General features: G+C 68.8%; 22 protein-coding genes. 11 read left to right on the top strand and 11 right to left on the bottom strand.

From position 1 onward, the window contains the following. The first annotated feature begins 104 nt into the window (after positions 1-104). From IW249_RS21885 to IW249_RS21895, 3 genes are all read left to right on the top strand, one after another. The gene (locus IW249_RS21885; protein ID WP_196922462.1) at positions 105-404 is read left to right on the top strand and encodes a hypothetical protein; all 300 of its coding nucleotides are present in this window, start codon (positions 105-107) and stop codon (positions 402-404) included. A 76-nt stretch (positions 405-480) separates the two neighbouring features. Further along, positions 481-1,038 (top strand): hypothetical protein, encoded by a 558-nt coding sequence (locus IW249_RS21890; protein ID WP_196922463.1) that lies wholly within the window; start codon positions 481-483, stop codon positions 1,036-1,038. A 1-nt stretch (position 1,039) separates the two neighbouring features. After that, positions 1,040-2,479: a dihydrolipoyl dehydrogenase family protein gene (locus tag IW249_RS21895; RefSeq protein WP_196922464.1), complete on the top strand. Its 1,440-nt coding sequence runs from the start codon at positions 1,040-1,042 to the stop codon at positions 2,477-2,479. 97 nt (positions 2,480-2,576) lie between these two features. On the opposite strand, the gene IW249_RS21900 is transcribed toward IW249_RS21895, so the two are convergent. Continuing rightward, positions 2,577-3,185 carry a TetR/AcrR family transcriptional regulator gene (locus IW249_RS21900; protein ID WP_196922465.1) on the bottom strand — a complete coding sequence of 203 codons (609 nt, stop codon included), beginning with the start codon at positions 3,183-3,185 and terminating at the stop codon, positions 2,577-2,579. Between the two features lie 272 nt (positions 3,186-3,457). On the opposite strand from IW249_RS21900, the gene IW249_RS21905 reads away from it, so the two are divergent. Further along, positions 3,458-4,198, top strand: a complete 741-nt coding sequence (locus IW249_RS21905; RefSeq protein ID WP_196922466.1) for an alpha/beta fold hydrolase — start codon at positions 3,458-3,460, stop codon at positions 4,196-4,198. 97 nt (positions 4,199-4,295) lie between these two features. Then, a complete protein-coding gene (locus IW249_RS21910) occupies positions 4,296-4,493 on the top strand; it encodes a hypothetical protein (RefSeq protein ID WP_196922467.1) in 198 nt (65 codons plus the stop codon). A 168-nt stretch (positions 4,494-4,661) separates the two neighbouring features. Here IW249_RS21910 and IW249_RS21915 read toward each other — a convergent pair whose 3' ends face one another. The 3 genes from IW249_RS21915 to IW249_RS21925 all read right to left on the bottom strand — a co-directional run bounded on the left by IW249_RS21915 (position 4,662) and on the right by IW249_RS21925 (position 8,741). After that, positions 4,662-5,654, bottom strand: a complete 993-nt coding sequence (locus IW249_RS21915) for a DUF1152 domain-containing protein (protein WP_231393883.1) — start codon at positions 5,652-5,654, stop codon at positions 4,662-4,664. A gap of 284 nt (positions 5,655-5,938) precedes the next feature. Further along, positions 5,939-6,124 (bottom strand): hypothetical protein, encoded by a 186-nt coding sequence (locus IW249_RS21920; protein WP_196922468.1) that lies wholly within the window; start codon positions 6,122-6,124, stop codon positions 5,939-5,941. Between the two features lie 427 nt (positions 6,125-6,551). Next, entirely contained in the window at positions 6,552-8,741 is a 2,190-nt protein-coding gene (locus IW249_RS21925; protein ID WP_196922469.1) for a HelD family protein, read from the bottom strand. Positions 8,742-9,042: 301 nt separating this feature from the next. On the opposite strand from IW249_RS21925, the gene IW249_RS21930 reads away from it, so the two are divergent. Continuing rightward, positions 9,043-9,744, top strand: a complete 702-nt coding sequence (locus tag IW249_RS21930; RefSeq protein WP_196922470.1) for a hypothetical protein — start codon at positions 9,043-9,045, stop codon at positions 9,742-9,744. Between the two features lie 78 nt (positions 9,745-9,822). Here the strand turns inward: IW249_RS21930 and IW249_RS21935 are convergent, their stop codons facing one another. Together IW249_RS21935 and IW249_RS21940 are read right to left on the bottom strand one after the other, a co-directional pair. Beyond that, on the bottom strand, positions 9,823-10,374 hold the full coding sequence (locus IW249_RS21935) for a hypothetical protein (RefSeq protein ID WP_196922471.1): 552 nt from the start codon (positions 10,372-10,374) through the stop codon (positions 9,823-9,825). A gap of 127 nt (positions 10,375-10,501) precedes the next feature. Then, positions 10,502-12,349 (bottom strand): glycoside hydrolase family 15 protein, encoded by a 1,848-nt coding sequence (locus tag IW249_RS21940; protein ID WP_196922472.1) that lies wholly within the window; start codon positions 12,347-12,349, stop codon positions 10,502-10,504. Positions 12,350-12,598: 249 nt separating this feature from the next. On the opposite strand from IW249_RS21940, the gene IW249_RS21945 reads away from it, so the two are divergent. Next, positions 12,599-13,372 carry a hypothetical protein gene (locus tag IW249_RS21945; protein ID WP_196922473.1) on the top strand — a complete coding sequence of 258 codons (774 nt, stop codon included), beginning with the start codon at positions 12,599-12,601 and terminating at the stop codon, positions 13,370-13,372. Between the two features lie 16 nt (positions 13,373-13,388). On the opposite strand, the gene IW249_RS21950 is transcribed toward IW249_RS21945, so the two are convergent. Continuing rightward, entirely contained in the window at positions 13,389-14,393 is a 1,005-nt protein-coding gene (locus IW249_RS21950; RefSeq protein ID WP_196922474.1) for a LacI family DNA-binding transcriptional regulator, read from the bottom strand. Positions 14,394-14,574: 181 nt separating this feature from the next. Between IW249_RS21950 and IW249_RS21955 the strand changes: the two genes are divergently transcribed. From IW249_RS21955 to IW249_RS21970, 4 genes are read left to right on the top strand one after another with little or no spacing between them, the layout of a single operon-like run. Next, positions 14,575-15,840, top strand: a complete 1,266-nt coding sequence (locus IW249_RS21955; RefSeq protein ID WP_231392609.1) for an extracellular solute-binding protein — start codon at positions 14,575-14,577, stop codon at positions 15,838-15,840. Continuing rightward, the gene (locus IW249_RS21960; protein ID WP_196922476.1) at positions 15,837-16,835 is read left to right on the top strand and encodes a carbohydrate ABC transporter permease; all 999 of its coding nucleotides are present in this window, start codon (positions 15,837-15,839) and stop codon (positions 16,833-16,835) included. The genes IW249_RS21955 and IW249_RS21960 overlap by 4 nt, the downstream gene beginning before the upstream one ends. Beyond that, a complete protein-coding gene (locus IW249_RS21965; RefSeq protein ID WP_307788667.1) occupies positions 16,832-17,698 on the top strand; it encodes a carbohydrate ABC transporter permease in 867 nt (288 codons plus the stop codon). The genes IW249_RS21960 and IW249_RS21965 overlap by 4 nt, the downstream gene beginning before the upstream one ends. Positions 17,699-17,735: 37 nt before the next feature. Continuing rightward, positions 17,736-20,060: a beta-xylosidase/alpha-l-arabinosidase gene (locus IW249_RS21970; RefSeq protein WP_196922478.1), complete on the top strand. Its 2,325-nt coding sequence runs from the start codon at positions 17,736-17,738 to the stop codon at positions 20,058-20,060. Positions 20,061-20,139: 79 nt separating this feature from the next. Here IW249_RS21970 and IW249_RS21975 read toward each other — a convergent pair whose 3' ends face one another. From IW249_RS21975 to IW249_RS21990, 4 genes are all read right to left on the bottom strand, one after another. After that, positions 20,140-21,066 (bottom strand): hypothetical protein, encoded by a 927-nt coding sequence (locus IW249_RS21975; protein ID WP_196922479.1) that lies wholly within the window; start codon positions 21,064-21,066, stop codon positions 20,140-20,142. A gap of 340 nt (positions 21,067-21,406) precedes the next feature. Further along, positions 21,407-22,255 carry an oxygenase MpaB family protein gene (locus IW249_RS21980; protein WP_196922480.1) on the bottom strand — a complete coding sequence of 283 codons (849 nt, stop codon included), beginning with the start codon at positions 22,253-22,255 and terminating at the stop codon, positions 21,407-21,409. Between the two features lie 157 nt (positions 22,256-22,412). Further along, a complete protein-coding gene (locus IW249_RS21985) occupies positions 22,413-22,853 on the bottom strand; it encodes a haloacid dehalogenase-like hydrolase (protein ID WP_196922481.1) in 441 nt (146 codons plus the stop codon). 173 nt (positions 22,854-23,026) lie between these two features. After that, positions 23,027-24,073: an SMP-30/gluconolactonase/LRE family protein gene (locus IW249_RS21990; RefSeq protein WP_196922482.1), complete on the bottom strand. Its 1,047-nt coding sequence runs from the start codon at positions 24,071-24,073 to the stop codon at positions 23,027-23,029. Positions 24,074-24,164 lie beyond the last annotated feature (91 nt).

Genomic DNA, 24,164 nt, shown 5'->3' on the forward strand with positions numbered 1-24,164 from the left:
TCGGTATTGACGGCAGGGGTTTCCGGCAGTACGGTTCTCAGGGACAGAACGTTCGTTCTACCCGGTGTCAGCCGGGTGTGCGGCTGTGCCTGAAGGAGACCGCCATGCCTACCAAGATCACCCTCGTCATCGGCAACCCCGCCGACCCCGACGAGTTCGAGAAGCTCTACGCCGACGTACGCCGGGCCGCCGAGACGTTCCCGAAGCTTCAGCGGGTCGAGTCGGCCAAGGTGTGGCCGAAGGAGGACGGCACGCCCACTCCCGCGTACCGGACGCTCGACCTGTACTTCGCCAGCTACGAGGACGCCTCCGCCGCAGTCGCGACGCCCGCTGCCGGTGCCGTCTTCGGTGGACTCCAGGGTGCTCAGGTGGAGATCACGGGGCTGTTCTCAGACATCGAGTAGCACGCCGTCCCGTCCCGGCGGTAGCCCGCACCCCCGCTGGGCGTCCCTTCACCCCTGAACCACCGAGAGGATGACCATGACCACCGTTGCCGTTCCCGGCATCTCGACGACGGCCGCTGCTCTGCGGCGGCTGTACTTCGGTCGCTTCGCCTTCGCAATCGTCTGGGCTGCCGTGACGCTCCCGCTCGCCAAGCACCTCAACCCCCTCACCGCCGCGCTGCTCGTGATCTACCCGCTGTTCGACGTGGCCGCCGCCATCGTCGATGTCCGCGCGTCGCGGGCCACCGGATCGCCCACCCTGCTGTACGTGAACGTCGCGATCAGCCTGCTCGCCGCGGTGGGCCTGGGCATCGCCGGCGCGTCCGGCATCCCGGCGGTCCTGCGCGTCTGGGGCGCCTGGGCGGTCGTGGCCGGGCTGGTTCAGCTGATCGTGGGCGTCACCCGCCGCAGGATGGGCGGCCAGTGGCCGATGATCATCAGCGGCGGCATCTCCGTCGTCGCCGGTGGGTCGTTCTTCGCGGCCGCCTCCGCTGACAACCCGGCGCTGACCAACGCCATCGGCTACGCCATCCCCGGCGCCATCTTCTTCCTCATCGCGGCCATCCGCCTCGGCCGCGCCGCGAAGGAGAACTGACGTGCAGAACGCCACGTACGACGTCATTGTCATCGGCGCGGGGCCGGTGGGGGAGAACGTCGCCGACCGCGTCGTGCGGGGCGGCCTGACCGCCGCGATCGTCGAGCGGGAACTGGTGGGGGGTGAGTGCTCCTACTGGGCCTGCATGCCGACCAAGGCGTTGCTGCGCAGCCAGACGGCGCTCCGGGCGGCACGCCAACTGCCCGGTGCGCGCGAGGCGGTGACCGGCGAGCTGGACGCGGCGGCCGTGCTGCGCCGCCGGGACTCCTTCGCCTCGCACTGGAAGGACGACGGGCAGGTGTCCTGGCTGGACTCGACCGGGATCGCGCTGTACCGGGGTCAGGGGCGGATCGGCTCCGACCGGATTGTCGAGGTGGCCGGCGCGGACGGCACCACCACCTCGCTCACCGCCCGACACGCTGTCGTCGTCGCCACCGGAAGTAGCGCCCTGGTGCCGGACATCGCCGGTCTGCGCGAGGCGGCACCGTGGACCAGCCGTGAAGCAGCCGCCGCGAGCGAGGTTCCCGGCCGGCTCGCCATCATCGGTGGTGGCGTGGTGGCCTCGGAGATGGCGACCGCGTACACCGGCCTCGGATCGGCGGTGACGGTGCTCGCGCGGGACGGAGTGCTCACTCTGGCGGAGCCGTTCGTCGGCGAGCGGGTCACGCAGTCCCTGCGGGAAGCTGGCGTGTCGGTTCGTCTCGGTGTCGAGGCCACGTCGGTGAGCCGCGACGGTGACGGCACTGTGCACATCACGCTCACCGACGGCGAGCAGGTCGAGGCCGACGAAATCCTCGTCGCGATCGGCCGTACGCCGAACACGCACGACGTCGGCCTCGACCGGATCGGCCTGAAGCCGGGTGCCTGGCTCACCGTCGACGACACCCTGCGGGTGGTCGACGGTGCCGGCGCGTTGATCGGCGACGGATGGCTGTACGCGGCCGGGGACGTCAACCGGCGTGTGCTCCTGACCCACCAGGGCAAGTACCAGGGTCGCGCGGTGGGCGACGTGATCGTGGCACGGGCCACTGGAGAAATGACGGACGACCGCCCGTGGGGTCGGCACGTCGCCACCGCCGACGAGCGCGCCGTGCCGCAGGTCGTCTTCACCGACCCGGAGGTCGCGTCGGTGGGGCTGACCGCAGCCGCCGCCGAGGCTGCCGGACTGCGGATCCGGGTCGTCGACTACGACCTGGCCGCGGTCGCCGGGGCCGCGCTGCACGCCGACGGCTACCAGGGGCATGCCCGGATGGTGGTGGACGAGGACCGGAGGGTGATCGTCGGCCTCACCCTCGTCGGCCCGGACGTCGCGGAGCTGATCCACGCCGCGACGATCGCCATCGTCGGTGAGGTCCCACTGGAGCGCCTGTGGCACGCCGTGCCCGCGTACCCGACAGTCAGCGAGGTCTGGCTGCGCCTGCTGGAGGCGTACGGCCGCTGACCTGAGCCGTGCGGCCGCCGGCGCCATCGCCGATGAGCTGGGTCACCCCTCACCCGGGGTGGCCCAGTTCTAGTCGTGCGGGGTGGTCGCGCTGGGGCTAACCGGCTGACTCCGCCGACTGGCGCTCCGAGTTGATCCTGAGGAGTCCTTCGACGCCGCGCAGGAAGGTCTCGGACACCAACGTGGCGTCGGAAAGGCAGCCGGCCGCCATGGCGCCGTCCCGGAGCATGACGAAGTGGCGCGCTGCGGGATCCGCCGTTTCTTCGTGGACCCGTGCCATGAGCATGGTGATGGTGTCCAGGAACCATTGCCGGTGGGCCATGAGTTCCTGGTGCACGGGATGGTTCGTGTCGGGGTATTCCGCCGCGGCGTTCAGGAACGCGCACCCACGGAACCCGGGGGACTGGATGTTCTGAGCGATGGAACCGGCGATGGCCAGGAGCGGATCGACAGGCGATCGGTTGGCGGCGAGGGCCTCGTTGACCATGCCGCGCTCCAGCTGATGCACCTCCCGCAGGTAGGCCAGGATGAGGTCGTCCTTACTGGGGAAGTGCCGGTAGAAAGTAGCCCTGGTCACCTTCGCCTCCGCGATGATCCGGTCGACGCCGACGGAGTGGATGCCCTCCGCGTAGAAGATCCTGGTCGCCGTGCGAAGAAGCTTGGAACGTGCCTCAGAGGGTCGGGCAGTGGGTTCGTCGCTCGCCATCCACCCATCTTAGCGACAGAACGTTCGGTCTGATCTGTACCTGCGGGAGGCACTCCGTTCTTCGATCTCGCTGACAGCGGCCCGACCCGTGCCGGATTCTAAATGCGGCAACCCATCGCAACGGATCGCCGGCTGATGCGTGCTGCCGGGGAAACGCGCCGTTCACCGTCCTCGTCGGTCCGGTCTCATTACCGCAGGCAGTGGGTGGCGAAGACCTCTCGAAAGGACTCCAGATGAGCGCTGCTTCTGACACGTCTACGCAGGACGCTGGGATGCCGACAGTTGTGCTGATCCACGGGGCATTCGCCGGCTCGTCGAGTTGGAACGGGGTGATCGCTGACCTCAAACGTCGGGGTTACCCGGTCATTGCCGTCGCCAACCCGCTGCGCGGTGTGCAAAAGGACGCCGCTTACGTGCGGGCCCTCCTGGACAGCCTGCCCGGACCGGTCGTGATGGCCGCCCACTCCTACGGCGGGCTGGTCATGACCGAGGCCGCGGATGGTGCCTCCAACGTCAAGGCCCTGGTGTACGTCGCCAGCGTGAGCCCGGACGTAGGCGAAAGCGTGATCGGGTTGCTCGGTAAGTACCCCGGCAGTCAGCTCGCCACCAGCATCAATATGGTGCCGATCCCCTCCGGCGACGGCGGCACGACCATGGACCAGTACATCCTGCAGGACAAGTTCCCCAAGGTGTTCGCCGCCGACGTCGATCGCGGCACCGCCGAGATCATGGCGGCGACGCAGCGGCCCGCCTCGGCGAGCGCCCAGGAGGAGGGCGTGACGAAGGCCGCCTGGAAGACGATCCCCTCCTGGACCCTGATCACCACCCAGGACCTGGGGATTCCACCGGACCTGCAGCGCTTTCTGGCCGACAGGGCGGGGTCCACGGCAGTTGAGATCGCCGCCTCCCACGCTGTGGCAGTCTCGCAACCCGGCCCGGTCGCAGACCTCATCGACACCGCCGCCCGCGCCACCGCACGCTCGATGCAGATGTCCAAGAGCCGCCAGGGTTAACCAGGCTTGCCGACGCGGCGTCTGGTTCATTCCACCACCGACGGTGCCGAACAGAAGGGTGCCCAAGCCGAGCGTCCGAAGCTGCCATGATGCTCCGGTGAGTCAGACAGGGGAATGGGACCGCGTGGTCGAGGGCGTTCGTGTTCAATTCATGGCCGGCCAGCACGACGAGCCGGCGACCGCCGTCATCATTCCAAGGCCAGGTGTCGAGGCGATGGTGGCGGCCCTGGGAGAGATGATCCGATCTGGTGACCTCGACGTGATGCTCAGCATGGTGGAGGACGGCGCGATCTAGTTGAGTGACCAACCAGGTGACACCGAGCGGCTCTGCTGTTGACGTGCCGTCGTCAAAGCGGTGTCTGGGCCACAGGTTTCTGGGCGAGGAGATATCCCTGGGCAGGGCTGTCCGTTCGATCGGCTGGGACGCCGCCCCAGAACACGGTGGTGAAGCCCGTCCGGGCGATCAGTGCGGGAAGGCGCGGGGGATGCGGGCGCCGACAAGCTCGTCGCGGAACGCCTGGATGCGTGTGATGACCTGCCGTCTGCCGATGGTGTTCTCGATGCGGTCGAGGTACAGGCATCGGGCCGCGAGTTTGTCGAGATCGACGGTGAAGTAGACCGCCATCAGCGGGTTGACGAACAGGTCGCCGCCGCCGGTGCGCCGGCTGAATCGGACGTCCCCGAACGCGCCGCTGGTGGCGGCGGCGATCTGTCCCTGAACGATGCTCGGCCGCTGCGGGGTGGCGTTCTGGGCGTCAGCGACGGCAGCGCGGTAGAGCTCCGCCTCCCGGCTGGAACCGGGGATGGACAGGGCGCCGAGGTAGCCGCCGTCGCGGTCGAGCGCGGCGAGGTTCTCCAGCACCTCGACGTGGTTGACGCCGTCGTAGGCGTCGATGCCAAAGCCGAGACTGGTCACCAGCTTGACCGGTACGTCCAGCGCGGCCACCGCGGCCAGACTGGTCATGTCCTCCACCGGAGTGCCGAGATTGCTTTCGTCGCCCCGCAGCAGTACGTCGGTGCCGCCGTCGACCAGTACCACCGCGTCGATGTCGAGGCGTTCCACCAGGTGCCGGTACGCCGTCCGTAGCGGCTGGACGCCGAGCGGCGGGAAGGCGTACACCGTCGACGGCAGTTGCTGAGCCGCCAGCCATCGGGCGAGCGTTCGCTCCGGGAAGTACCAGTCGGGGCTGGTGGTATCCGGCTGAACCGCCGCGACGTGCTCCGCCACCCACGCGTCTCGGTCGATCAGCTCAAGTTCGGAGAAGGAGAGGCTGGCCAGGTGCACCTGCGCCCCGGCACGCCACAACGCGAAGGCCAAGGGCAGGCCCGCGTACACGTCGAAACCCCCGCCTGCTCCGGCGATGAGGATGCTCCGCGCCGGGGCCAACGCGGCGAACAGTGGCGGAACGGCCAACGAGAACACACCGGAGTCGGCCGGCGGCGCCGCAGGGGTCATCACCGCTCAATGATCACTGACGCTCGGCGGGCACCTGCGACGCCGCTGGCTGGCGGGAACGGGGGAGGGGCGAGCAGGGTGAGATCATCGTGGAAGCCGTGCTTCAGTGCGGCGGTGCGTCCTCACCCTGACGACCCCGATGATCTCGACGACGCCGAGACGCGTGCGATCGGTGTATCGGGAAAGCGCCCCTCGTGCCGAAACGATGCGGCCCGCGAGAGGCGCGATAATCCCAGCACGGAGGGCGCTTTTGGCGCTATGCCCACATCACCGAAGGCGCGTGACTAGTTGATCCGGTGCGCGCTGTAGATGTACACCACGACCGGATCCGCTGCCCTTCGGTACCACAGGAGGCCGGCTGGGCTGGTGCAGCGCCCGTCCATCGTGTAGGTGTATTCGGGGTAGGCGTATCCGGCCACCTTGGACGAACTGCTGTAGCCGTAGCGCCATGGGGCCGACGCGAACCGCATTTCGATGTAATCGGTGTCCGTGCAGCCCGCAGCAAGCGCGGGAGTCGGCACAGCCAGTGTGCTCAGCGGAAGCACGATGGCTGTTGCCAGCGCTAGCAGTGATCTCCTCAAGATCTCGCCTCACTTTCTGCATGGCTGCCGTTCGAATGAGCCGGCAGCGGTGACGCATTGCCGAACATGTCCGACGTCCGGACCCGTGTGGGCGAACTCGTTTCCCAGCTTCGATTCGCCGGCGTCACGGGTGATTGGGGTCAGCGTATGGGCGACGAATTGGGGGCAGCTACCGCCGATTGCTGTCCCGAACACAAGCGCGCCTGTCCGGGCTGCTCACCGGCTTGTTCGGACTTGTTCGAACGCTCGTCAGGACGTGGGCGACCGTTCCTGGTTCAGCAGAACAGCGCGCATCTCGAACAGCGTCCAACAGACGTCATGGGTGTGCCGATTGCTGCGTGAGTGTCAGTTGGCCGAGTTCCTGGGTGCATCGGGTGAGCGCGACGTAGAGGCCGTTCCAGCCGCGCGGTTCGGCGGCGATGCCCTGAGGGTCGATGAGCAGCGTCGCGTCCCATTCCAATCCCTTGGACTGGGTCGCGGTGAGCACCGGCACATCACTGAGCACGGCTGAGAGTTCGGCGATGCGGGTCGCGGGGGCGATGACGCCGACCGTGCCGCCGTGCCACCGGAGCCGCAACTGCCGCACCGCTTCGACGGCGGCGCCGGCAAGCTCAGCGGGGGTGATGGCGAGCTCCCAGGGGGCGATGCCGGAGGAACGGACCGCTCGTGGCGGCGTGTTGTGGCTGCCAGCCCTCTTCAAGACCGGTTCGGTGAGGTCCATGACCTCGCGCGGGGTCCGGTAGCAGATGGTGAGTTCCGCGCCGGTCCAGCGGTCTCCGAAGGCAGCCTGCACCGCTTGTGCCCACGTGGTGTGCCGGTGGGCTGCCTCGGCCTGGTCGATGTCGCCGACGGCGGTGATGGAGCGACTGGGACAACGCCGGAGAACCATCTGCCACTGCATCTCGGACAGCTCCTGCGCCTCGTCGATGACGACGTGGCCGTACACCCAGCCGCGCTGGCGGCGAGCCCGTTCGGCGAGGAACTCGCCCTGTGGTTGAGGGGTGTCGACCTCGCCGAGCAGGTCGGCGAGGGCGTCGAGCAGCGGGATGTCGCTTGATGCCCAGGGGGCGGGCTCGGCGGCGACGGCGGTGATCTCCTCGGGGGACAGCTGCGGGGTGAACCGGGCCAGCAGGGCGCGGTCGGTCAGGAAATCACCCAGCAGGGTCTCGGGGTCGAGGGTGGGCCACCATGCCTCGATGAACCGGGCGATGGTGGCGTTCTCGGCGATACGACAACGGAGCTGCTCGACCTCCTCCTCGGAAAGTAGTCCGTCGACGTCACTGCCGGTGGACGTCCGGGTGGGCTGGTGGTCCTGCTCCATGCTCCTGTCGACGCGGGCGAGGATGTCCTCGAAGCCCTCCTCCATCTCTTCCATCAGCGCCTCGCGCTGCTCGGCGACGACATCGGCAAGGAGGTGGTGCAACTGCTCGGCGAACACCGCGCGGGCGCGGTGGTACGGGCGTCCCTGCACCGCCGAGGCGAGCGCCTGCGCCACCGTTGCGGGCGGGATGACGTAGAAGTCGCCCTCCCAGCGCAGCTTCAGCTCGCGCGGCCGGGGGAGCAGCGACGCGACGTAGCTTTCGAGCGCGGGCTGCCAGAGGGCGCGGCCCTTGATCTCGGCGAGAAGCCGACTCTCGTCGCGGCCCACCTGGACGTCGGCCAGCAGCGTGTCGCAGGTCGCCGAGACGACGGCGGTCTCACCGAGCGCGGGCAGCACCTGGGCGATGTACTGGAGGAACCGCGGCGACGGGCCCAGGACCAGGACCGCCTGGTCGGCCAGCTTGCGGTAGGTGAACAGCAGGTACGCGACGCGATGCAGGGCCACCACGGTCTTGCCCGTGCCGGGACCGCCCTGGACGACCAGCGGGCCGGTCGCCTCCGCCCGGATGATGTCGTCCTGTTCGCGTTGCAGGGTGGAGATCGCCGTCGACATGTGACCGGTGCGCCGCTGGCCGAGGGCGGCAAGTAGGGCGCCTTCGCCGACGAGTTCCGCCGTTGTGGTCCCGTCCAGGGGCTCGTCGTCCACGCCGACGACGGCCGATCCCGTCGTACGGATGTGCCGGCGCCGCGCCTGACCCTGTGGGTCGACGGCCGTAGCGGTGTAGAACGGCCGAGCTGCGGGAGCCCGCCAGTCCACCAGCAGTGGCTCACCGCCCTCGCCGTCGTTGCGGAGACCGACACGGCCCACGTGGCGCACTGTGCCATCAAGGCCGTCGAGGCGGCCGAAGACCAGCCCTTCCTCTGCTCGCCGTAGCTCGTCGTACTGCTGCCGGAGCATGCGCTGCCGAGCCCGCTCCAACGCGTCCTGGGCCTCTGACGACAGCTCGACCTGTAGGTGATCGGCCAGCCTGTCGCGCCGGGCCGTGGCCACATCCAGAAATGCCTGTTCCTCGGCGACCGCGGATCGGCGCGCGGCACCCTCTGCGGTAGAGGTCGGCGGTTGGCCGTCAGGTGCTCCTTCGCCGACGCCAGCAGTGCCGTTGCTCAGAGCAGACTTCCGGTGCATTCGCAAATCCTTGTATCGGGGTAACCCTCGGCCCGGATGAGCCGCAGCGCATTCGGCGGCAAGCATAGAGTTGCTTTCCCTCACCGGCCAGGAGATTCGCCGGCAGAGATCGGTATCTCAATGCCTTGCAGTTCCGAGGTTGCCTGTGGCCTCACCAACCTCGATTCGCATATTGACAGTTCGGTCTTCATCTGTTCTGCGGGTGCGTTCCGAGGGTGTTGGCAGGCGGGCTCCGGGCCGAAGTCGTCGTCGGGTCAGAGGCGGTACCGCGTCGGTCTGGCTGGTGCGGCACGATGGCGGCGTGTCGATGGAACGCGTTGAGGCTCCGGCCCCGCTGTTGACCTGGCTTGCGGACCGTCCTGCTTGGGAGGCAACCACCGGATATGACGCCGCTGGTTGGCAATCGTCGACCTGGATTCTTCATGCGATGTACGAGAATTCCAGCATCGGAGGCATCAACCTCGACGAGGAGACCACCGATACCGGTATTCCCTTGGGCTTCGTCGTGCGACCGGCAAGCCCTTGGCGACGGGCACTCTGGTCGGAGCATTTCGCCGAGGGGCGGGGACAGGCATCGGATCGGAGTTACCCGCCATGCCACCGTTGGTTCCCACACCGCAGTTGGCCCGTTGCCGTCCAGCCACCGCCCGAAGGGTCCCTCGACGAGGAGAGCCTTGATGCCCTGTTGGACACCCTGAGTCGTTGTTCGATCGACGGCCCCGGGACCGACTGCGTCGCCTTCTACGCGTCCTTGCCGGCCGGTGACTTCGACAACCCTCACGTGTGGCGGGGGCCGTTGTCAGCAGTCCCCGAACTGCTCGAAGAACGCGGAGGGTCCTATGCGTTCTCAGCGACGAATCTGTGGCCCACGGATCGGTCCTGGTTCGTCTGGACGGACTACGACCTACTGGCCACCAAGGTCAGCGGGGCCGGGCCCCTGGTCGAGGCGGTCAAGAGCCACCCCGCTCTCGAGACGGTGGACTGGTCCACGCAACCACGCTGAGTTGACCTGCGGCTGATGTTGGGCCGAGATCGCGCGGCCCGAAAGCGATTACCTAGTCGGAGGGCTGTCTCGCGCAGGTCAGCTCAACGTGAAGGACGCGTCGTCGACGTCGAAGGCGGTCGCACCGTTGCCGGCCGTCTCGCTGGCGAGGAAGCTGACCGTCGCGGTGCGCTCGGCCGTCGCGGTGCCGCTCGACATGACGTACTGCCGCCACTGCGCCCCGCCGTCGAAGGCCAGCGAGAACCTCGTCTTCGGGGGTATCCCGGTGACCGCCAGTCCGACGTTCAGGTAGTCGCCGCGGCTGGTCTCCGTGGTGGTCCGCACCCAGAAGCGGACCGTCAGGTCGCAGTTGGCCGGCACAGTGACGGTGGTGCGCAGCAGGTCGGCACGGGTCACGTCCAACCCGGCGAAGGTGGCGTACGCGCGGCCGGTGTGCGCGGGCCGGGCCGCGTCGCCGAACACGACGATGCGGGGGCCGGCCGTCCAGCCGGTGGTGCCACGCTCGAACCCCGGGTTCGGGTGGATCTGCCCCGTGCAGGGCGGGTCGGCGGCTGGCTGGCCGTGGGATGCGCTGCCCGTGGCCAGGAGCAGCAGGGCCGCGGCCGAGACGGTGGTGACGAAGGCCTTCATCGGTTCCCCCGTGTCCATACATTCGAGATGGTCGATGCACGTCGACGATGCGGGATGGACGTGGGCGCGTCAAGCTCTTCCCGCCGTCGGCTCCGTGCCGGCGGCGGGCTGACCGAACCTGCTGGCGCTACCGGCGGCGGCGGGCGTCGGCCTCGGTGTCGAGCAGGTCGTTGAGCGTCAGCGCGGAGTTGATCAGAGAGAGGTGGCTGAACGCCTGGGGATAGTTGCCGATCTGCTCCCCGGTCGCGGCGATCTCCTCGGCGTAGAGGCCGAGGTGGTTGCTGAAGGTGAACATCTTCTCGAACGTGAGTCGGGCGTCGTCGAGGCGACCGGAACGGGCCAGCGCCTCGACGTACCAGAAGGTGCACATGTTGAAGGTGCCCTCGTGGCCGGGGAGACCGTCGGGGGAGTGGACCGGGTCGTACCGGTGGACCAGGCTGTCGGAGACCAGTTCGCGCTCGATCGCCTGCAGGGTGGACTGCCACAGTGGGTCGCTCGGCGTGACGAAGCCGACCGCCGGCATGGCGAGCAGCGCCGCGTCCAGCACTGTCTCGTCGTACGCCTGCACGAAGGTGCCGCGGCCCCGGTTGTATCCGCGCTCCATGACCTGGTTGTAGATGCGGTTGCGCTGCTCGGTCCAGCAGGTCATGTCCCCGGGCCGGCCGGTGCGGGTGGCCAGCCTGATGGCCCGGTCCAGCGCGACCCAGGACATCACCCGACCGAAGGTGTAGTTGCGGGGGTGGTGGCGGCTCTCCCAGATGCCGGCGTCGGGCTGGTCCCAGTTGTGGCAGAGCCAGTCGACCAGCCGGACGGTGCTCTTCCACACCTGGTGCGAGACGCGGATGCCCTGCTCGTCGGCGAGGTGCATGGCGTAGAGCGCCTCGCCGTGGATGTCGAGCTGGAGTTGGTCGGCGGCGCCGTTGCCGATCCGCACCGGCCGGGAGCCGCGATAGCCCTCCAGGTGGTCCAGCACCTCCTCGTGCAGGTCGGAGGAGCCGTCCACCCGGTACATGATCTTGAGTGGATCCTGGTGGTCGCCGGCCTCGCGGATCCGCTCGTCCAGCCAGTTCATGTACCGGCTGACCTCCTCGGTGAAGCCGAGGCCGAGCAGCGCGTGCACCGAGAACGACGTGTCGCGGACCCAGGTGTAGCGGTAGTCCCAGTTGCGCGTCCCGCCGACCAGCTCCGGCAGCGCGGCGGTGGGCGCGGCGATCATCGCGCCGGTGGGCGCGTACGTCATGAGTTTCAGCGTGATGGCGGAGCGCTCGACCATCTCCCGCCAGCGACCGGTGTAGCGGGAGCGTTCAAGCCAGCGCCGCCAGTAGTCCCGGGTCCACTCGAACATGGCCTGGATCTCTTCCGGCGGGATGACGCGCGGCTCCGCACCGGCGGTCTCCAGGACCACCCCGCCGGTGTCGCCCTCGTTCAGCGTGCCGTACGCGACCAGGTCGCCGCCCTCAAGGTGGACGTCACCCTGTTCGGAGATCAACCGCCGCACCGGGTCGACCGGGTTGAACGTCAGCGTCGCCGACCGGCTGCGGAAGACGTAACCGTTGTGGTGGCGTTCCAGCCGATGCTCTTCGCGGGCGTAGTCGAACCGGGGCCGGCACTCCACCCGGAAGCGCATGCTGCCTCGGACCATGGTGACGATGCGGACCAGCCGGTGCGCGTCGGTGGCCCGCTCGCCGGTGACCGGCATGAAGTCCATCACCTCGGCCACCCCGTCGGCGCTGATGAACCGGGTGATCAGGATGGGGGTGCCGGGAAGGTAGAGCTGCTTCGTCACGTACCGCACGTCGTGCGGAGCGATCTGGAAGTAGCCGCCCTTCTCCTTGTCCAGCAGCGCGGCGAAGATGCTCGGCGAGTCGAACCGCGGCGCGCAGAACCAGTCGACAGTCCCGTCGCACGTGACCAGCGCGGCGGTCTGCAGGTCGCCGATGAGGCCGTGATCCTCGATCGCCGGATAGCTGTCCACGTCTCTCCCCGGTTCGGCGGCGTCCTGCGCATCGAACCTAGGGGGAAGAATTGTCGACTTAGGTGAGATTCACGTTTCGCCACCCTGTCGCGTGCCCAACCCACCTCGACCGCCGGCGGGTCACCTCACCTACCTGATCCGACCGGGCACGAGGAGTGCGGGCTGACGGTCCCTGCGCGAAGATCATCGGAGCAGGTCACCCGTTCCTGCTCGTCGGGTAACCGCTCGCACCGGCATGAGGGGGCAGTTGTGGCCAGGAACAAGCCGCCGTTCGCGATGAAGGCGATGCTCAGGCTGGAACGCGGCACCGGGAACGCCGCCGCCACTCTGCGCCGATACGCCCCGCTCGCCGACGAGCTCGGCGCCGACGGGGTGGACGTCGACGTCGAACGCGCTGACGTGCTGCTGTCGGGCCGCCTCGTCGCGGTCAGTGAGGAACGCGCCATGCACGCCATGGCACGCCCGCTGCTGCACCGCTTCGGGTGGCGCGAGCAGGACTTCGTCTTCTCGAAGAACGTCCGCTACGCCGAAACCCTCGAAGCCCCGTCCGACCCGCCGGCCACCCACCTGGTGATCAACCGGGCCGACCAGGAGCTGGGCTGGGAGGGCGCGACCCACGGCACCGGGCGAACCCCCGACCGCACCTTGGACATCGGACCGACCGAGGCCGAGTTCGTCGCCCGGCTCTTCGTCACCGTCCCGGCGACCACGATCGCCGGGACGGTGGAGGCGCTGGAGCCGTGGCTGGCCCGCGTCGAGCCCGCTGCGGTCGGCGTCGACCCGGGTCGCGCGGCCCTGTTGTTCCTCGCCCGCGCCGACCTGCGGACCGAGTCGGAGAGGCTCGGCCTGGGTCCGGTCGAGACCGGCCGCATCGAGGCGGATGCCGACCACGTCATCGAGACCGCGACGGCCGCCGACGGCGCGACCCTCTGGTTGCGCCGCGGTACCGACCCGGTCTCCCGGCACTGGCCCGGCATTATCGAGATCCGGGAGATGGTGATCGACGACTCCTACCCGGTCTAGGGCCCGGCCCCGGGCGTCAGTGCAGCGGGCGGCAGGAGGAACGGATGACCAGCTCGGTGGGGAGCCGGATGTGGGTGTCGCGTTCGACGCCGGCGATCAGGTCGACCAGCAGGCGCAACGCTTCGGCGCCCATCCGCTGTAGCGGCTGCATGATGGTCGTCAGCGGCGGGTTGACCAGCGCCGACTCCGGTACGTTGTCGAAGCCGATCACCGACAGGTCGTCGGGCACCGAGAGGCCCATGTCGCGGGCCACGTTCATCGTGGAGATCGCGGAGAGGTCGTTACCCGCGAAGATCGCGCTCGGCCGGTCGGTGAGGGCGAGAAGCTCCGCGGCCGTGCCGGCGGCGCTCTCGATCCGGAAACCGCCGACGCGGACGAGCCGCTCGTCCACCGGCACGCCGGCTTCGGCCATCGCACTGCGGAAGCCGGCCTCGCGCAGCTGCGCCGACTTCAGATCGGTGCGTCCACTGATGTGCCCGATCCGCGTGTGGCCGAGGGACAGTAGGTAGTTTGTCGCCAGCACGGCGCCGGCGAAGTTGTCCGAATCGACAGTGGGCAGGTCGGACGGCCCGGTGTGCGGGTCCACGGCCACCACGTGGAAGCTGTGTTCGGTCTCGACCACTGTCGGCGTGACGATCACGGCACCGTCGATGAGAGTGCCGGAGAGCCGGGCGAGTGAGCGCCGCTCCCACCCCACGGCGGCACCTTCGCCGTCACCGCTGGAGTAGGCCAACAGCTGGTAACCACTGCCGGCGACCTCCTGCGACGCCCCCTTGAGCAGTTCGGTCGAGAACGGCTCGAACTCGGCGACCAGGATGCCGAGCACGTTGGTGCGGTGGCTGCGCAGGCTCTGCGCCCCCAGGCTCGCCTCGTAGCCGAGCTCGTGGATGACCTGCTGGACGCGCTCCACGGTCGCCTGGGCCACGCCGTAGCGGCCGTTGACAACCTTGGACACGGTCGCGACCGAGACGCCGGCAGTACGTGCCACATCCGACATCTTGACGCGCTGCTGAAACACCACGTCGATGATGATAGGGCCCCGTCGGGGGCGCGTCGTCAGCGACTCGAAAACGTTATCGATACCGATTGACATCAAGTTACATGACTGTAAAACTTCGCCGCAGGCCGAGTACCGCGACTGACTAGTCGAGGAGACATCGATGGCAATTAAGCGGCGTGCGAGTGCCGTCCTGGCACTGTTAATGACAAGTGTTCTCGTGGTCGCCGGGTGTAGCGGCGGCGGCGAAGAGGCGGCCCCTCAAGGCGAGCTGTACAAGGACCCGGTGACCCTGACCTGGTGGCACAACGCCTCACAGGACGGGCCCGGCAAGACCTACTGGGAGAAGGTCGCCAAGGACTTCTCCGCACTCCACCCCACCGTCAAGATCGAGATCGAGGCGATCGAGACGAACCAACTCCAGCGCACCCGGCTCCCTGCCGCGCTGCTGAGCAGCGACCCGCCGGACATCTTCCAGGCCTGGGGCGGCGGCGAGATGACCGAGCAGGTCGAGGCCGACTACCTCAAGGACATCACCGACCAGGCCAAGACCGAGGTCGGCAACATCGGCAGCGCCGCGGAGATCTGGCAGGTCAAGGGCAAGCAGTACGGCCTACCGTTCCGGATGGGCATCGAGGGCGTCTGGTACAACAAGGAGATGTTCGCCAGGGCGGGCATCGCGGCGCCGCCGACCACCTTCGAGGAGCTCAACGCCGCGGTCACCAAGCTCAAGGCGATCAACGTCATTCCGATCGCCGTGGGTGCCGGTGACAAGTGGCCGGCCGCGCACTGGTGGTACAACATGGCGCTGCGCGCCTGCTCTGTCGACACCCTCAAGAAGGCATCGGCGGAGAAGAACTTCGACGACCCGTGCTTCGTGAAGGCCGGCCAGGACCTGAAGGCCTTCATCGACACCAAGCCGTTCCAGCCGAACTTCATCGCCACCCCGGGCCAGAACGATCCGACCAGCGCCAACGGCATGCTCGCCAACGGCAAGGCCGCGATGGAGCTCATGGGTGACTGGAACCGCGGCACGCTGGACACCGTGGCCACGGACAAGACGAAGCTCGCCTCGTTCCTCGGCTGGTTCCCGGTGCCGGCGATCTCCGGTTCCCCGGGTGACCCGAAGGCGGCCCTCGGCGGTGGCGACGGGTTCTCCTGTGCCAAGAACGCCCCGGCCGAGTGCGTCGAGTTCCTCAAGTACATCGTGAGCCCCGAGGTGCAGAAGGGCTACGCCGATACCGGCACCGGTCTTCCCGTCGTCAAGGGTGCGGCGGACGCCGTGAAGGACCCCGCGCTGAAGTCCATCCTGGAGGCCACCTCCGGGGCGAGCTACGTCCAGCTCTGGCTGGACACGGCCTACGGCAGCACCGTCGGCACCGCGATGAACGACGCGATCGTCGCCATCTTCGCCGGCAACGGGACGCCTGAGAAGGTCGTCTCGGCGATGAAGGCGGCCGCAAGCAAGTGACCTCCGCCAACCAGATCCGTATGCCCGCCGGCGGCGCTTCCGCGTCGCCGGCGGGCCCCCGCGAGGCCGGGCGCGACTCCGCCCGCCGTGCCGACAACCGCCGCAAGTGGTACGAGATCATCGGGCTCACCACGCCGGCCGTCGTCATCTACGTGATGTTCGTGCTGGTGCCAATGGGCTTCGCGGTCTACTACAGCCTGTTCCGGTGGCGCGGTGTCGGGCCTCCCACCGAGTTCGTGGGCCTGCGCAACTACACCCTCGCCTTCCAGGACCCGATCTTCCTCGACGCGTTGCGCAACAACGCCATCATCGTGTTCGGGTCGCTGCTGATCCAGGGCCCGATCGCCCTGGGCGTCGCCCTGCTGCTCAACCGTCGCTTCCGTGGGCGGGCCGTGTTCCGCCTGCTGGTGTTCGTGCCGTACGTGCTGGCCGAGGTCACCGTCGGCATCATGTGGAAGCTGCTGCTGACCGGCGACGGCACCGTCGACGCGCTGCTGCGGTCCCTGGGAATGGGCGGCCTTGTGCAGGCCTGGCTGGCGGACCTGGATGTGGTCATCTGGACCCTGCTTGCCGTCCTCACCTGGAAGTATGTCGGCTTCGCCATCATCCTGCTCCTCGCCGGACTGTCCAATGTGCCCGACGAGCTGACCGAGGCCGCCGCCATCGACGGCGCGAGCTGGTGGCAGATCCAGCGGCACGTCACGATCCCGCTGCTCGGCCCGACGATCCGGATCTGGATGTTCCTGTCCATGATCGGCTCACTGCAGATCTTCGACATGATCTGGGTGACCTCGGTGCCCGCGGTGCGGTCCCTCGGCGCATCGGCCACCATGGCGACGTACATGGTGGACAACGGGTTCTTCGCCCGGCTCTGGGGCTACGGCAACGCCGTGGCGGTAATCCTGTTCGTCATCTCGTTCGTGGCGGCGCTGCTGTTCCAGCGGTTCCTGCTCCGCCGCGACATCGAGGGCGCCATCACCGGAAGGGCGAAGTGACGATGGCCGTGAACTCGGTTCTCCCCCCGTCCACCGGACGCCGCCAGGTCTCCTGGGGCACGCCGCTCACCTACGCGCTCGCCCTCGCGATCGCGGCAGTGTCGATCGCCCCGGTCATCTACGTGGTCATCGGCGGTTTCCGCACCACCCCGCAGATCGTCGCGGACCCGGCCGGCCTACCCGACCCGTTCGTCTGGGACAACTACGCCAGGGTGCTGACCCAGAGCAACTTCTGGCAACAGGCGTTCAACAGCGCGGTCATCGCCCTGGGCACCACGCTGGCAGTGGTCGTCCTCGGGATGGCCGCCGCGTTCGTGCTCGCCCGCTACAGCTTCCGCGGGCGGGAAGGGCTCTACACCTTCTTCACCCTCGGCCTGCTGTTTCCGGCCGGTGCGGCGATCCTGCCGCTCTACCTCATGCTGCGTGACCTGAACCTGGTCAACTCCTACTACGCGGTGATCCTGCCGCAGGTCGCCTTCTCACTGCCACTGACGATCGTGATCCTGCGTCCCTTCCTCTCGGCGATCCCGAGAGAGTTGGAGGACGCCGCCTCGATCGACGGTGCGAGTCGGCTCGGTTTCCTCTGGCGCATCGCGATGCCGCTGTCGCGGCCCGCGCTCGTCACCGTTGGCGTCCTGGCATTCGTGGCGAGCTGGAACTCGTTCCTGCTGCCGCTGCTCGTGCTCAGCGACGTCAACCTGCACACCCTGCCGCTGGGCGTGCAGAACTTCTCCAGCCAGTACACGACCGACACGGCAGGCGTACTCGCCTTCACCTCGCTGGCGATGCTGCCGGCACTGCTCTTCTTCACACTCGCGGAGAAGCAGATCGTCGGTGGTCTGCAGGGCGCGGTAAAGGGCTGAGCGGCAGCGGTACGAGCACACCAGAGGAAGGCACAGCATGACTCAGGTCCACACGGTAGTGGGCGGGCCGGCGCCGGCTCAGTCAGGTCCGGAGCACGGCCGGCAGGACGGGCACGACGGCGAGGCCCGCCTGCGCGATCTCCTCGGCCGAATGACGATCGAGGAGAAGATCGCCCAGCTCGTCGGCTTCTGGGAGAAAGAAGACGGCGAGGCGGTGGCACCGATGCAGGGAGAGTTCGGCGGGAACGCCAAGCTCGAGGAGTTCTCCCGGCACGGGCTCGGTCACCTCACCCGCACCTACGGCACCCGCCCCGTGGACGCGGCCGAACACGCGGCCTGGTTGTGGAAGTTCCAGCGCGACCTGGTCACCGGGACGCGGCTCGGCATCCCGGCGATCGTCCACGAGGAGTGCCTCACCGGGCTCTCGGCGTGGAAGGCCGCCACCTTCCCCACCCCGCTGGCCTGGGGCGCCGCGTTCGACCCCGAACTGGTCACCGAGATGGCCGCGGCGATCGGCGCCTCGATGCGGGCCCTGGGCATCCACCAGGGGCTCTCTCCGGTGCTCGACGTGATCCGTGACCCCCGCTGGGGCCGGGTGGACGAGTGCATCGCCGAAGACCCGTACCTGGTCGGCACCATCGGCACGTCGTACGTGCGCGGCCTCCAGTCGCAGGGGGTGCACGCCACCCTCAAGCACTTCGCCGGTTACTCCGCCTCACGCGCCGGGCGCAACTTCGGACCGGTGCACATCGGTCGCCGTGAACTGGCCGACGTACTGCTCCCCCCGTTCGAGATGGCGATCATCGACGGTGACGCCCGCAGTGTCATGCACTCGTACGCCGAGATCGACGGGATGCCCGTCGCCGCCGACCCGACCATGCTGACCGGCGTCCTGCGGGACCAGTGGGGCTTCGACGGCACTGTGGTGGCCGACTACTACGGGGTGGCGTTCCTGAACCTGTTGCACCACGTGGCGAGCGATCACTCGGAGGCGGCCGGGCAGGCGCTGACTGCCGGCCTCGACGTCGAACTGCCGACCGGCGACGCCTACCTGACCCTGGGGGAGTCGGTGCGGACGGGCACGCTCGACGAGGCGCTCATCGACCGCGCGGTGCTGCGGGTACTGCGCCAGAAGCTGGACCTGGGTCTGCTCGACGCGACCTTCAGCGACGAGCCGCCCCCGGCGATCGACCTCGACTCGCCGGAGCACCGGTCGATCGCCCGCCGGCTCGCCGAGGAATCGGTCGTGCTGGTCGCCAACCGGGATGTGCTGCCGCTGCCGGCGGGGCGACGGGTGGCCCTCATCGGCCCGAACGCCGACCGGCAGAGTGCGCTCTTCGGGTGCTACTCGTTCCTCAACCACGTCCTCGTCCAGCATCCCGGCGTGGAGACCGGCATCGAGGTGTCGACAGTGCTCGACGCCGTGCGGGCCGAGTTCGGCGGCGAGCTCGTCACCTGGGCACGCGGCTGCGACGTGGACACCGACGACCGGTCCGGCTTCGACGAGGCCGTCACCACGGCCTCCGACGCGGACGTCGCCGTCCTGGTCGTCGGCGACCACGCCGGCCTCTTCGGGCGCGGCACCGTCGGCGAAGGCTGCGACCGGGACGACCTGGAACTGCCCGGCGTCCAGCGTGAACTGGTCGAGTCGGTGCTGGCGACCGGCACACCTGTCGTCCTCGTGTTGCTCACCGGCCGGCCGTACGCCCTTGGTTGGGCGCTCTCACGCTGCGCGGCGGTGGTGCAGGCGTTCTTCCCGGGTGAGGAGGGCGCCGGGGCGATCGCGGGAGTGCTCTCCGGGCGGGTCAACCCGTCGGGCCGGCTGCCGGTCACCCTGCCCGGGTCGGCCGGCGCGCAGCCGTACTCCTACCTGCACCCCACCCTCGGCGCGGGGAACGCGGGGACGAACCTGCTGGCGACGCCGGTGGCGCCGTTCGGCCACGGCCTGTCCTACACGACGTTCGCGTACGGCGATCTCACCGTGCCCAGCACGGTGCCTACCGACGGGTCGGTAGGGGTGACCGTGCGGGTGACGAACACCGGTACGGTCGCCGGCGACGACGTGGTCCAGCTCTACGGTCGCGACCTGGTCGCATCGGTGACCCGGCCGGTCGCTCAGCTGCTCGGCTACCGGCGGGTCCACCTGGAACCGGGCCAGTCCGTCACTGTCGAGCTGACGGTGCCCACCACCCGCCTGGCCTTCTCCGACCGCACGTTCACCCGCGTCGTGGAACCCGGTGACGTCGAACTCTGGGTCGGCACCAGCGTGCGGCGCGACACCCAGGCGGTGACCACGCTTGTCGGTGACACCGTCCCGGTCACCAACGCCTCCCCACGCTGGACCACCACCGACGTCCGCTGAGAGCCGGTTCGCCGACTGTCCCCAGTGGACAGTCGGCGGGCCGGTCCCAGCCGCGCCGGGCGCGTTACTGCCGACCTTCTCAGCAGTAGTCTTCCCTGCAGTTCCGCAGCCTGATTTCGCCACCCTTTCCGAGAGTGGCCGTCACGGACATGTCGCGTGGGTTCAGTCCGCTCAGTCTGGCGGCGCGCAGGAGTTCCGGTGCGAAGTCCACCTCGATCGTGGTGAAGGACTGGGGAGCGAGCGCGACTGTCACGTCGAAGGAGACCGAGATCGACGCGACTTCCGTCGGGCCGCAGCCTGGTACTCGGATCCTGCCATCCACCGGCAGGCTGGCGGCCCCTCCGCTGCGAGCGGATTTCGCTGCGCCGGCCTCCTCGTCGGTTACCTCCTCGGCCGAGACCTCTTCCTGCGCCGAGCCGATGAACCGCTGATCCCGGCCCGACTTCAGATCCACCGCGCCTGTGATGGTGTAGGTGTGCCGGCCCTCTTTTCCCTGGCCATGGCAGGCATGCCGCACTCTCCGTTGTGACGTCACTTCCAGGTGGGTTACCAATCTGGGCCGGGCAGACGGGTTCTCGATCACGATCCGGGCCCGCCGGTAGCTCCGCTCAACCGGCGTGGTGGGCGAGGTGGGTGGCGGCGCCACCGCGAGGACCTGTTCGATCCCCGAGTCCTCATCGGGCCAGCCGAACGCCTTGTGCAGGACGAAATTCCGCCCGGCGGGCACCGCGACGGCCATCACGGTGCCCAGCAAAACAGCTACGGAGATGACCCTCAGCGACAGTACGAAGTGACGGGGGTGCCCCGCCAGGTCGCCGCGGATGGTGTGCCACAGGGTCAGGGCCGGCAGTGCCACCAGGAGCAGCACGCCGAGCAGCGTGGTGGAGACGGGCCTCCCGGCCAGCAGTGCAGCGGGAACCCCGGCGGCGGCGGTGACCAGCGTGACGGCCCACATGATCCGGTGATCGCGGCTGTCCTCTGGCCGACCCTGGCGATCATCGGTCATGTCGCCTCCGTGGCTGCTTGCGTCATCCATACGTCGAAGCTGATTCCACGTTACAAGCAGGGAGGAAATTCTCAGGGGCACGGCGCACTGCCCGCCCTGGCCTCAATCCGGCCGGCCGACTCTCCGCAGGCAGCCAAAGGTCGACATCAATGTCAAGCGCGTTTCAGAAACCTCCGAAACGCGTCTGTCGGCGCCCGGTCGGTACGTCCCCCAACTCCGGGTCAGCGACGGCACCGTCACCCAGAGAACCCCGGTCGTCCTCGACGTCCGGTCGTCCTGCTAGACGGCTGCTGGCGCCCCCCGCGCAGTCGAGGCGATGGACGCCAGCAGCGCCGACGTGTTACTCGTGGCGTGGGCCGAGCTGGCTGATCTCGTACCCGTCGGGGTAGCTCTTGGTCTTGATCCCGTCGACGAACAACGCGGTCGCCCGTGGCGCTCCGAACCACCGTTGCCACCGCGAGCGCGTCTTCAAGGCCAGGTGCAACCCGGCTCGGACCGGCCAGGCCGGCCTGTCGACCCGCGTCGCGCGCCGCAGCGGCGCGTCGTACATGGCGCTGACCAGAGCGTTTCCCAGGGGCGCGAGCATCCGCGGGATCCGGGTGAGCATCAGCGTACGCGTGGCGCGTTCGATGGCCGCCGCGTCGTCGTTGGGCTGAAGGTGAACCGCGTCGTGCGCGTCGAACCAGGTCTCGAACTCGTCGTACGACCCGGGAATGTCGGTGATGCCCATCCGTCGGCCGAGTTCCCGGTAGAACAGGTACGTGGCGTGACGTTCGTGGCAGCAGGGTGGGCGCCAGCCGTACTCCTGCAACCACCGGGTGGGGATCACGACCAGGCAGCCGAGGACGTAGCGGAAGTCGTCGTTGCTGATGTCGTACGGACGGTGGAGCTGGTTGACCCGCCGCAACGCGTCGCGGCCCCGAGGCTGGTCGAAGCCGTTGAGCACCATCTCGTACATCAGCAGGCCGGTGTCGTCGATCCGCTGCTGGGTGCGTTCGGTCAGCTCGCCCGTGGCGGTGTGCACGGCGGCGATGGCGGGGATGGAGAAGGACCTGTTGAAGGCGAGGTTGAGCCCGAGCTTCAGGTCCCACGGAAACTCGTAGCGCAGCATCGTCTGGTAGATGTCCAGGTAGTCGCGCTCCGGGTGGAGCGCGCGGGTACGGGTCAGGTTGTCGTAGCGGCCTCTCATCGGCGGGGGTCTCCAACTGTGGGATGTGGGGTGCCCGGAGCGGCGGGTTCTCGGGTCGCCGCTTGTTGGTGGGGGGTCGCTGGGCCGCTCCGGCAGAGGAACGTTCTTCTACCGGCGGCCCAGCGACAGTGGCGCCGGACGTCACCCGGGAGCCGGCTCACGTGTCAGGTTCCTCCGCCGGACCGTGCCCACCCGTCCAGGTGACGGTGGTCAGCCGGGCGCCGAGTAACCGCCGCGCCCTGGCGGCCTGCCGCGGGTTCGCGTTTACCAGCACGGGCTGCTCGGCAGCGCGGAGGATGGGCAGATCCGACAACGAGTCGCTGTAGGCCACCGGCCACGGTGGAGTCACCCCCTGGGCGGCGAGCTGAACCATCTTGGTCGCCCCGTGGTTGTGCACGATCAGCCTCGGCCCGTGAATGCGCGAGGCCACGAGCTCGACCCCGGCGAGACCTGTCGCGTCGAGCACCGTACGCGCCAGGGTGTGCTCGCACGCCGTCACCACGATGACCCGGTCGCCTGCGGCGAGGTGGGTACGGATCATCCGCAGACCGGCCCCGATGATGCGCCCGGGCTCCCCGGTGCCGTGGCGGTTCGCCATGGGCCGAGTGTACGGGTGGCCGGGATGTGTCAGGCGACGTCGGAGGCGCGGCGGCAGACCTTCCTGGCCGCCGCGCTGATGGTGGTCGGGGCGGTGGTGTTCATCGCCGCCACCGCTGGCTGGCGCGCCGCCACGTCGGGCTACGACGGCAGCGGCGCGCCAGCCAGCCGCGCTCAGTACGGGTATCCGGGGATGTTGAGCCGCACGCTGTACAGCCCGGAGTCGCCCCACGGACCCGACGTGATGTAGAGGGTCTGCCGGTCCGGGCCGCCGAACGCCACGTTCGTGGTGCCGGAGTTGCCGGGCCGGATCGTGCCGAGCTGGGTGCCCGTGGGGGAGTAGACGTGGACCAGGGAGTCCCCGCCCGAGGTCCAGTACACGTTGCCGGCGCAGTCGATCGTGCCGCCGTCCGGACCGCCGATGTAGTTCACGAAGACGCTGCGGGCGCCGATGCTGCCGTCGGGCTGGACCACGTACTTGTAGATCTTGTTCTCGGAGTAGGCGCCCACGTACAGCGCGGACCCGTCCGGGGAGAGCGAGATGCCGTTGGGTTGGCGCAACCGGTCGTCGACAAGCGACACCTGACCGTTGGAGACGCGGAAGACGCTGGTACGCCCGCTCATCTGGTCCGGGCGGTTGCCGCGCTGGAAGTTGGGGTCGGTGAAGTAGACGACGCCGTCGGAGCGGACCGCGACATCGTTCGGCGAATTGAACGCCCGGCCCTGGTAGTTGGCCGCGACGGTGCTGCGGGCCCGGTCGCTCAGGCGGTACGCGGACACGCTCCGCTGGTCGTGGGTGGCCGCGACGAGCTGCTGGGCGTCGGCGCTGAGCGCCAGGCCGTTGCTGCCGGCGTTGGCGATGAACGTGTCGAAGGTCGCCGGCGGGGTGAACCGGCGGATCGTCGACGGCTGGACGTTGTACGGCCCGGTGCCGCCGGCCATGTCGGACATCAGCAGGTAGCCACCGTCGGCGACCCAGACCGGCCCTTCGAGGAACGTGAATCCGCCCCGGATCCGTGGGGCCGTCAGGGTGCTGGCCGGCAGCGGTGGGCCGTAACTGGCCCCCGTCGGGCAGACCCCGGGCGGTGGGCCGGGCGGACCGGCGAGCGCGGCGTGAGCGCTGACCTGCTCGGCGTTGGCGGCAGCACCGGCGGGCAGTGTGGTGGCGCTGACCGCGAGGCACAGGCCGGCCAGTGCGGCAATGGTTGGACGCCAGGTCATCGATTACTCCAATCGGCGTCGAGGGTTGCGATGGCCGGCGTGCGAGGTCGGTGGCTGGCACGGCGTGAGGGCGGGCCGTCGATGTGGATAT

The sequence above is a fragment of the Micromonospora vinacea genome (genome assembly GCF_015751785.1).
Classification (GTDB): domain Bacteria; phylum Actinomycetota; class Actinomycetes; order Mycobacteriales; family Micromonosporaceae; genus Micromonospora; species Micromonospora vinacea.

Bases quoted from the DNA above. Each gene is read 5' to 3' on its own strand.
- IW249_RS21990 (WP_196922482.1), bottom strand. From the start codon at position 24,073: ATGACCTGGCGTCCAACCATTGCCGCACTGGCCGGCCTGTGCCTCGCG.
- IW249_RS21925 (WP_196922469.1), bottom strand. From the start codon at position 8,741: ATGCACCGGAAGTCTGCTCTGAGCAACGGCACTGCTGGCGTCGGCGAA.
- IW249_RS21980 (WP_196922480.1), bottom strand. From the start codon at position 22,255: ATGAGAGGCCGCTACGACAACCTGACCCGTACCCGCGCGCTCCACCCG.
- IW249_RS21935 (WP_196922471.1), bottom strand. From the start codon at position 10,374: ATGAAGGCCTTCGTCACCACCGTCTCGGCCGCGGCCCTGCTGCTCCTG.
- IW249_RS21920 (WP_196922468.1), bottom strand. From the start codon at position 6,124: ATGCGGTTCGCGTCGGCCCCATGGCGCTACGGCTACAGCAGTTCGTCC.
- IW249_RS21890 (WP_196922463.1), top strand. From the start codon at position 481: ATGACCACCGTTGCCGTTCCCGGCATCTCGACGACGGCCGCTGCTCTG.
- IW249_RS21970 (WP_196922478.1), top strand. From the start codon at position 17,736: ATGACTCAGGTCCACACGGTAGTGGGCGGGCCGGCGCCGGCTCAGTCA.
- IW249_RS21985 (WP_196922481.1), bottom strand. From the start codon at position 22,853: ATGGCGAACCGCCACGGCACCGGGGAGCCCGGGCGCATCATCGGGGCC.
- IW249_RS21900 (WP_196922465.1), bottom strand. From the start codon at position 3,185: ATGGCGAGCGACGAACCCACTGCCCGACCCTCTGAGGCACGTTCCAAG.
- IW249_RS21885 (WP_196922462.1), top strand. From the start codon at position 105: ATGCCTACCAAGATCACCCTCGTCATCGGCAACCCCGCCGACCCCGAC.
- IW249_RS21905 (WP_196922466.1), top strand. From the start codon at position 3,458: ATGCCGACAGTTGTGCTGATCCACGGGGCATTCGCCGGCTCGTCGAGT.
- IW249_RS21975 (WP_196922479.1), bottom strand. From the start codon at position 21,066: ATGACCGATGATCGCCAGGGTCGGCCAGAGGACAGCCGCGATCACCGG.
- IW249_RS21955 (WP_231392609.1), top strand. From the start codon at position 14,575: ATGACAAGTGTTCTCGTGGTCGCCGGGTGTAGCGGCGGCGGCGAAGAG.
- IW249_RS21915 (WP_231393883.1), bottom strand. From the start codon at position 5,654: ATGACCCCTGCGGCGCCGCCGGCCGACTCCGGTGTGTTCTCGTTGGCC.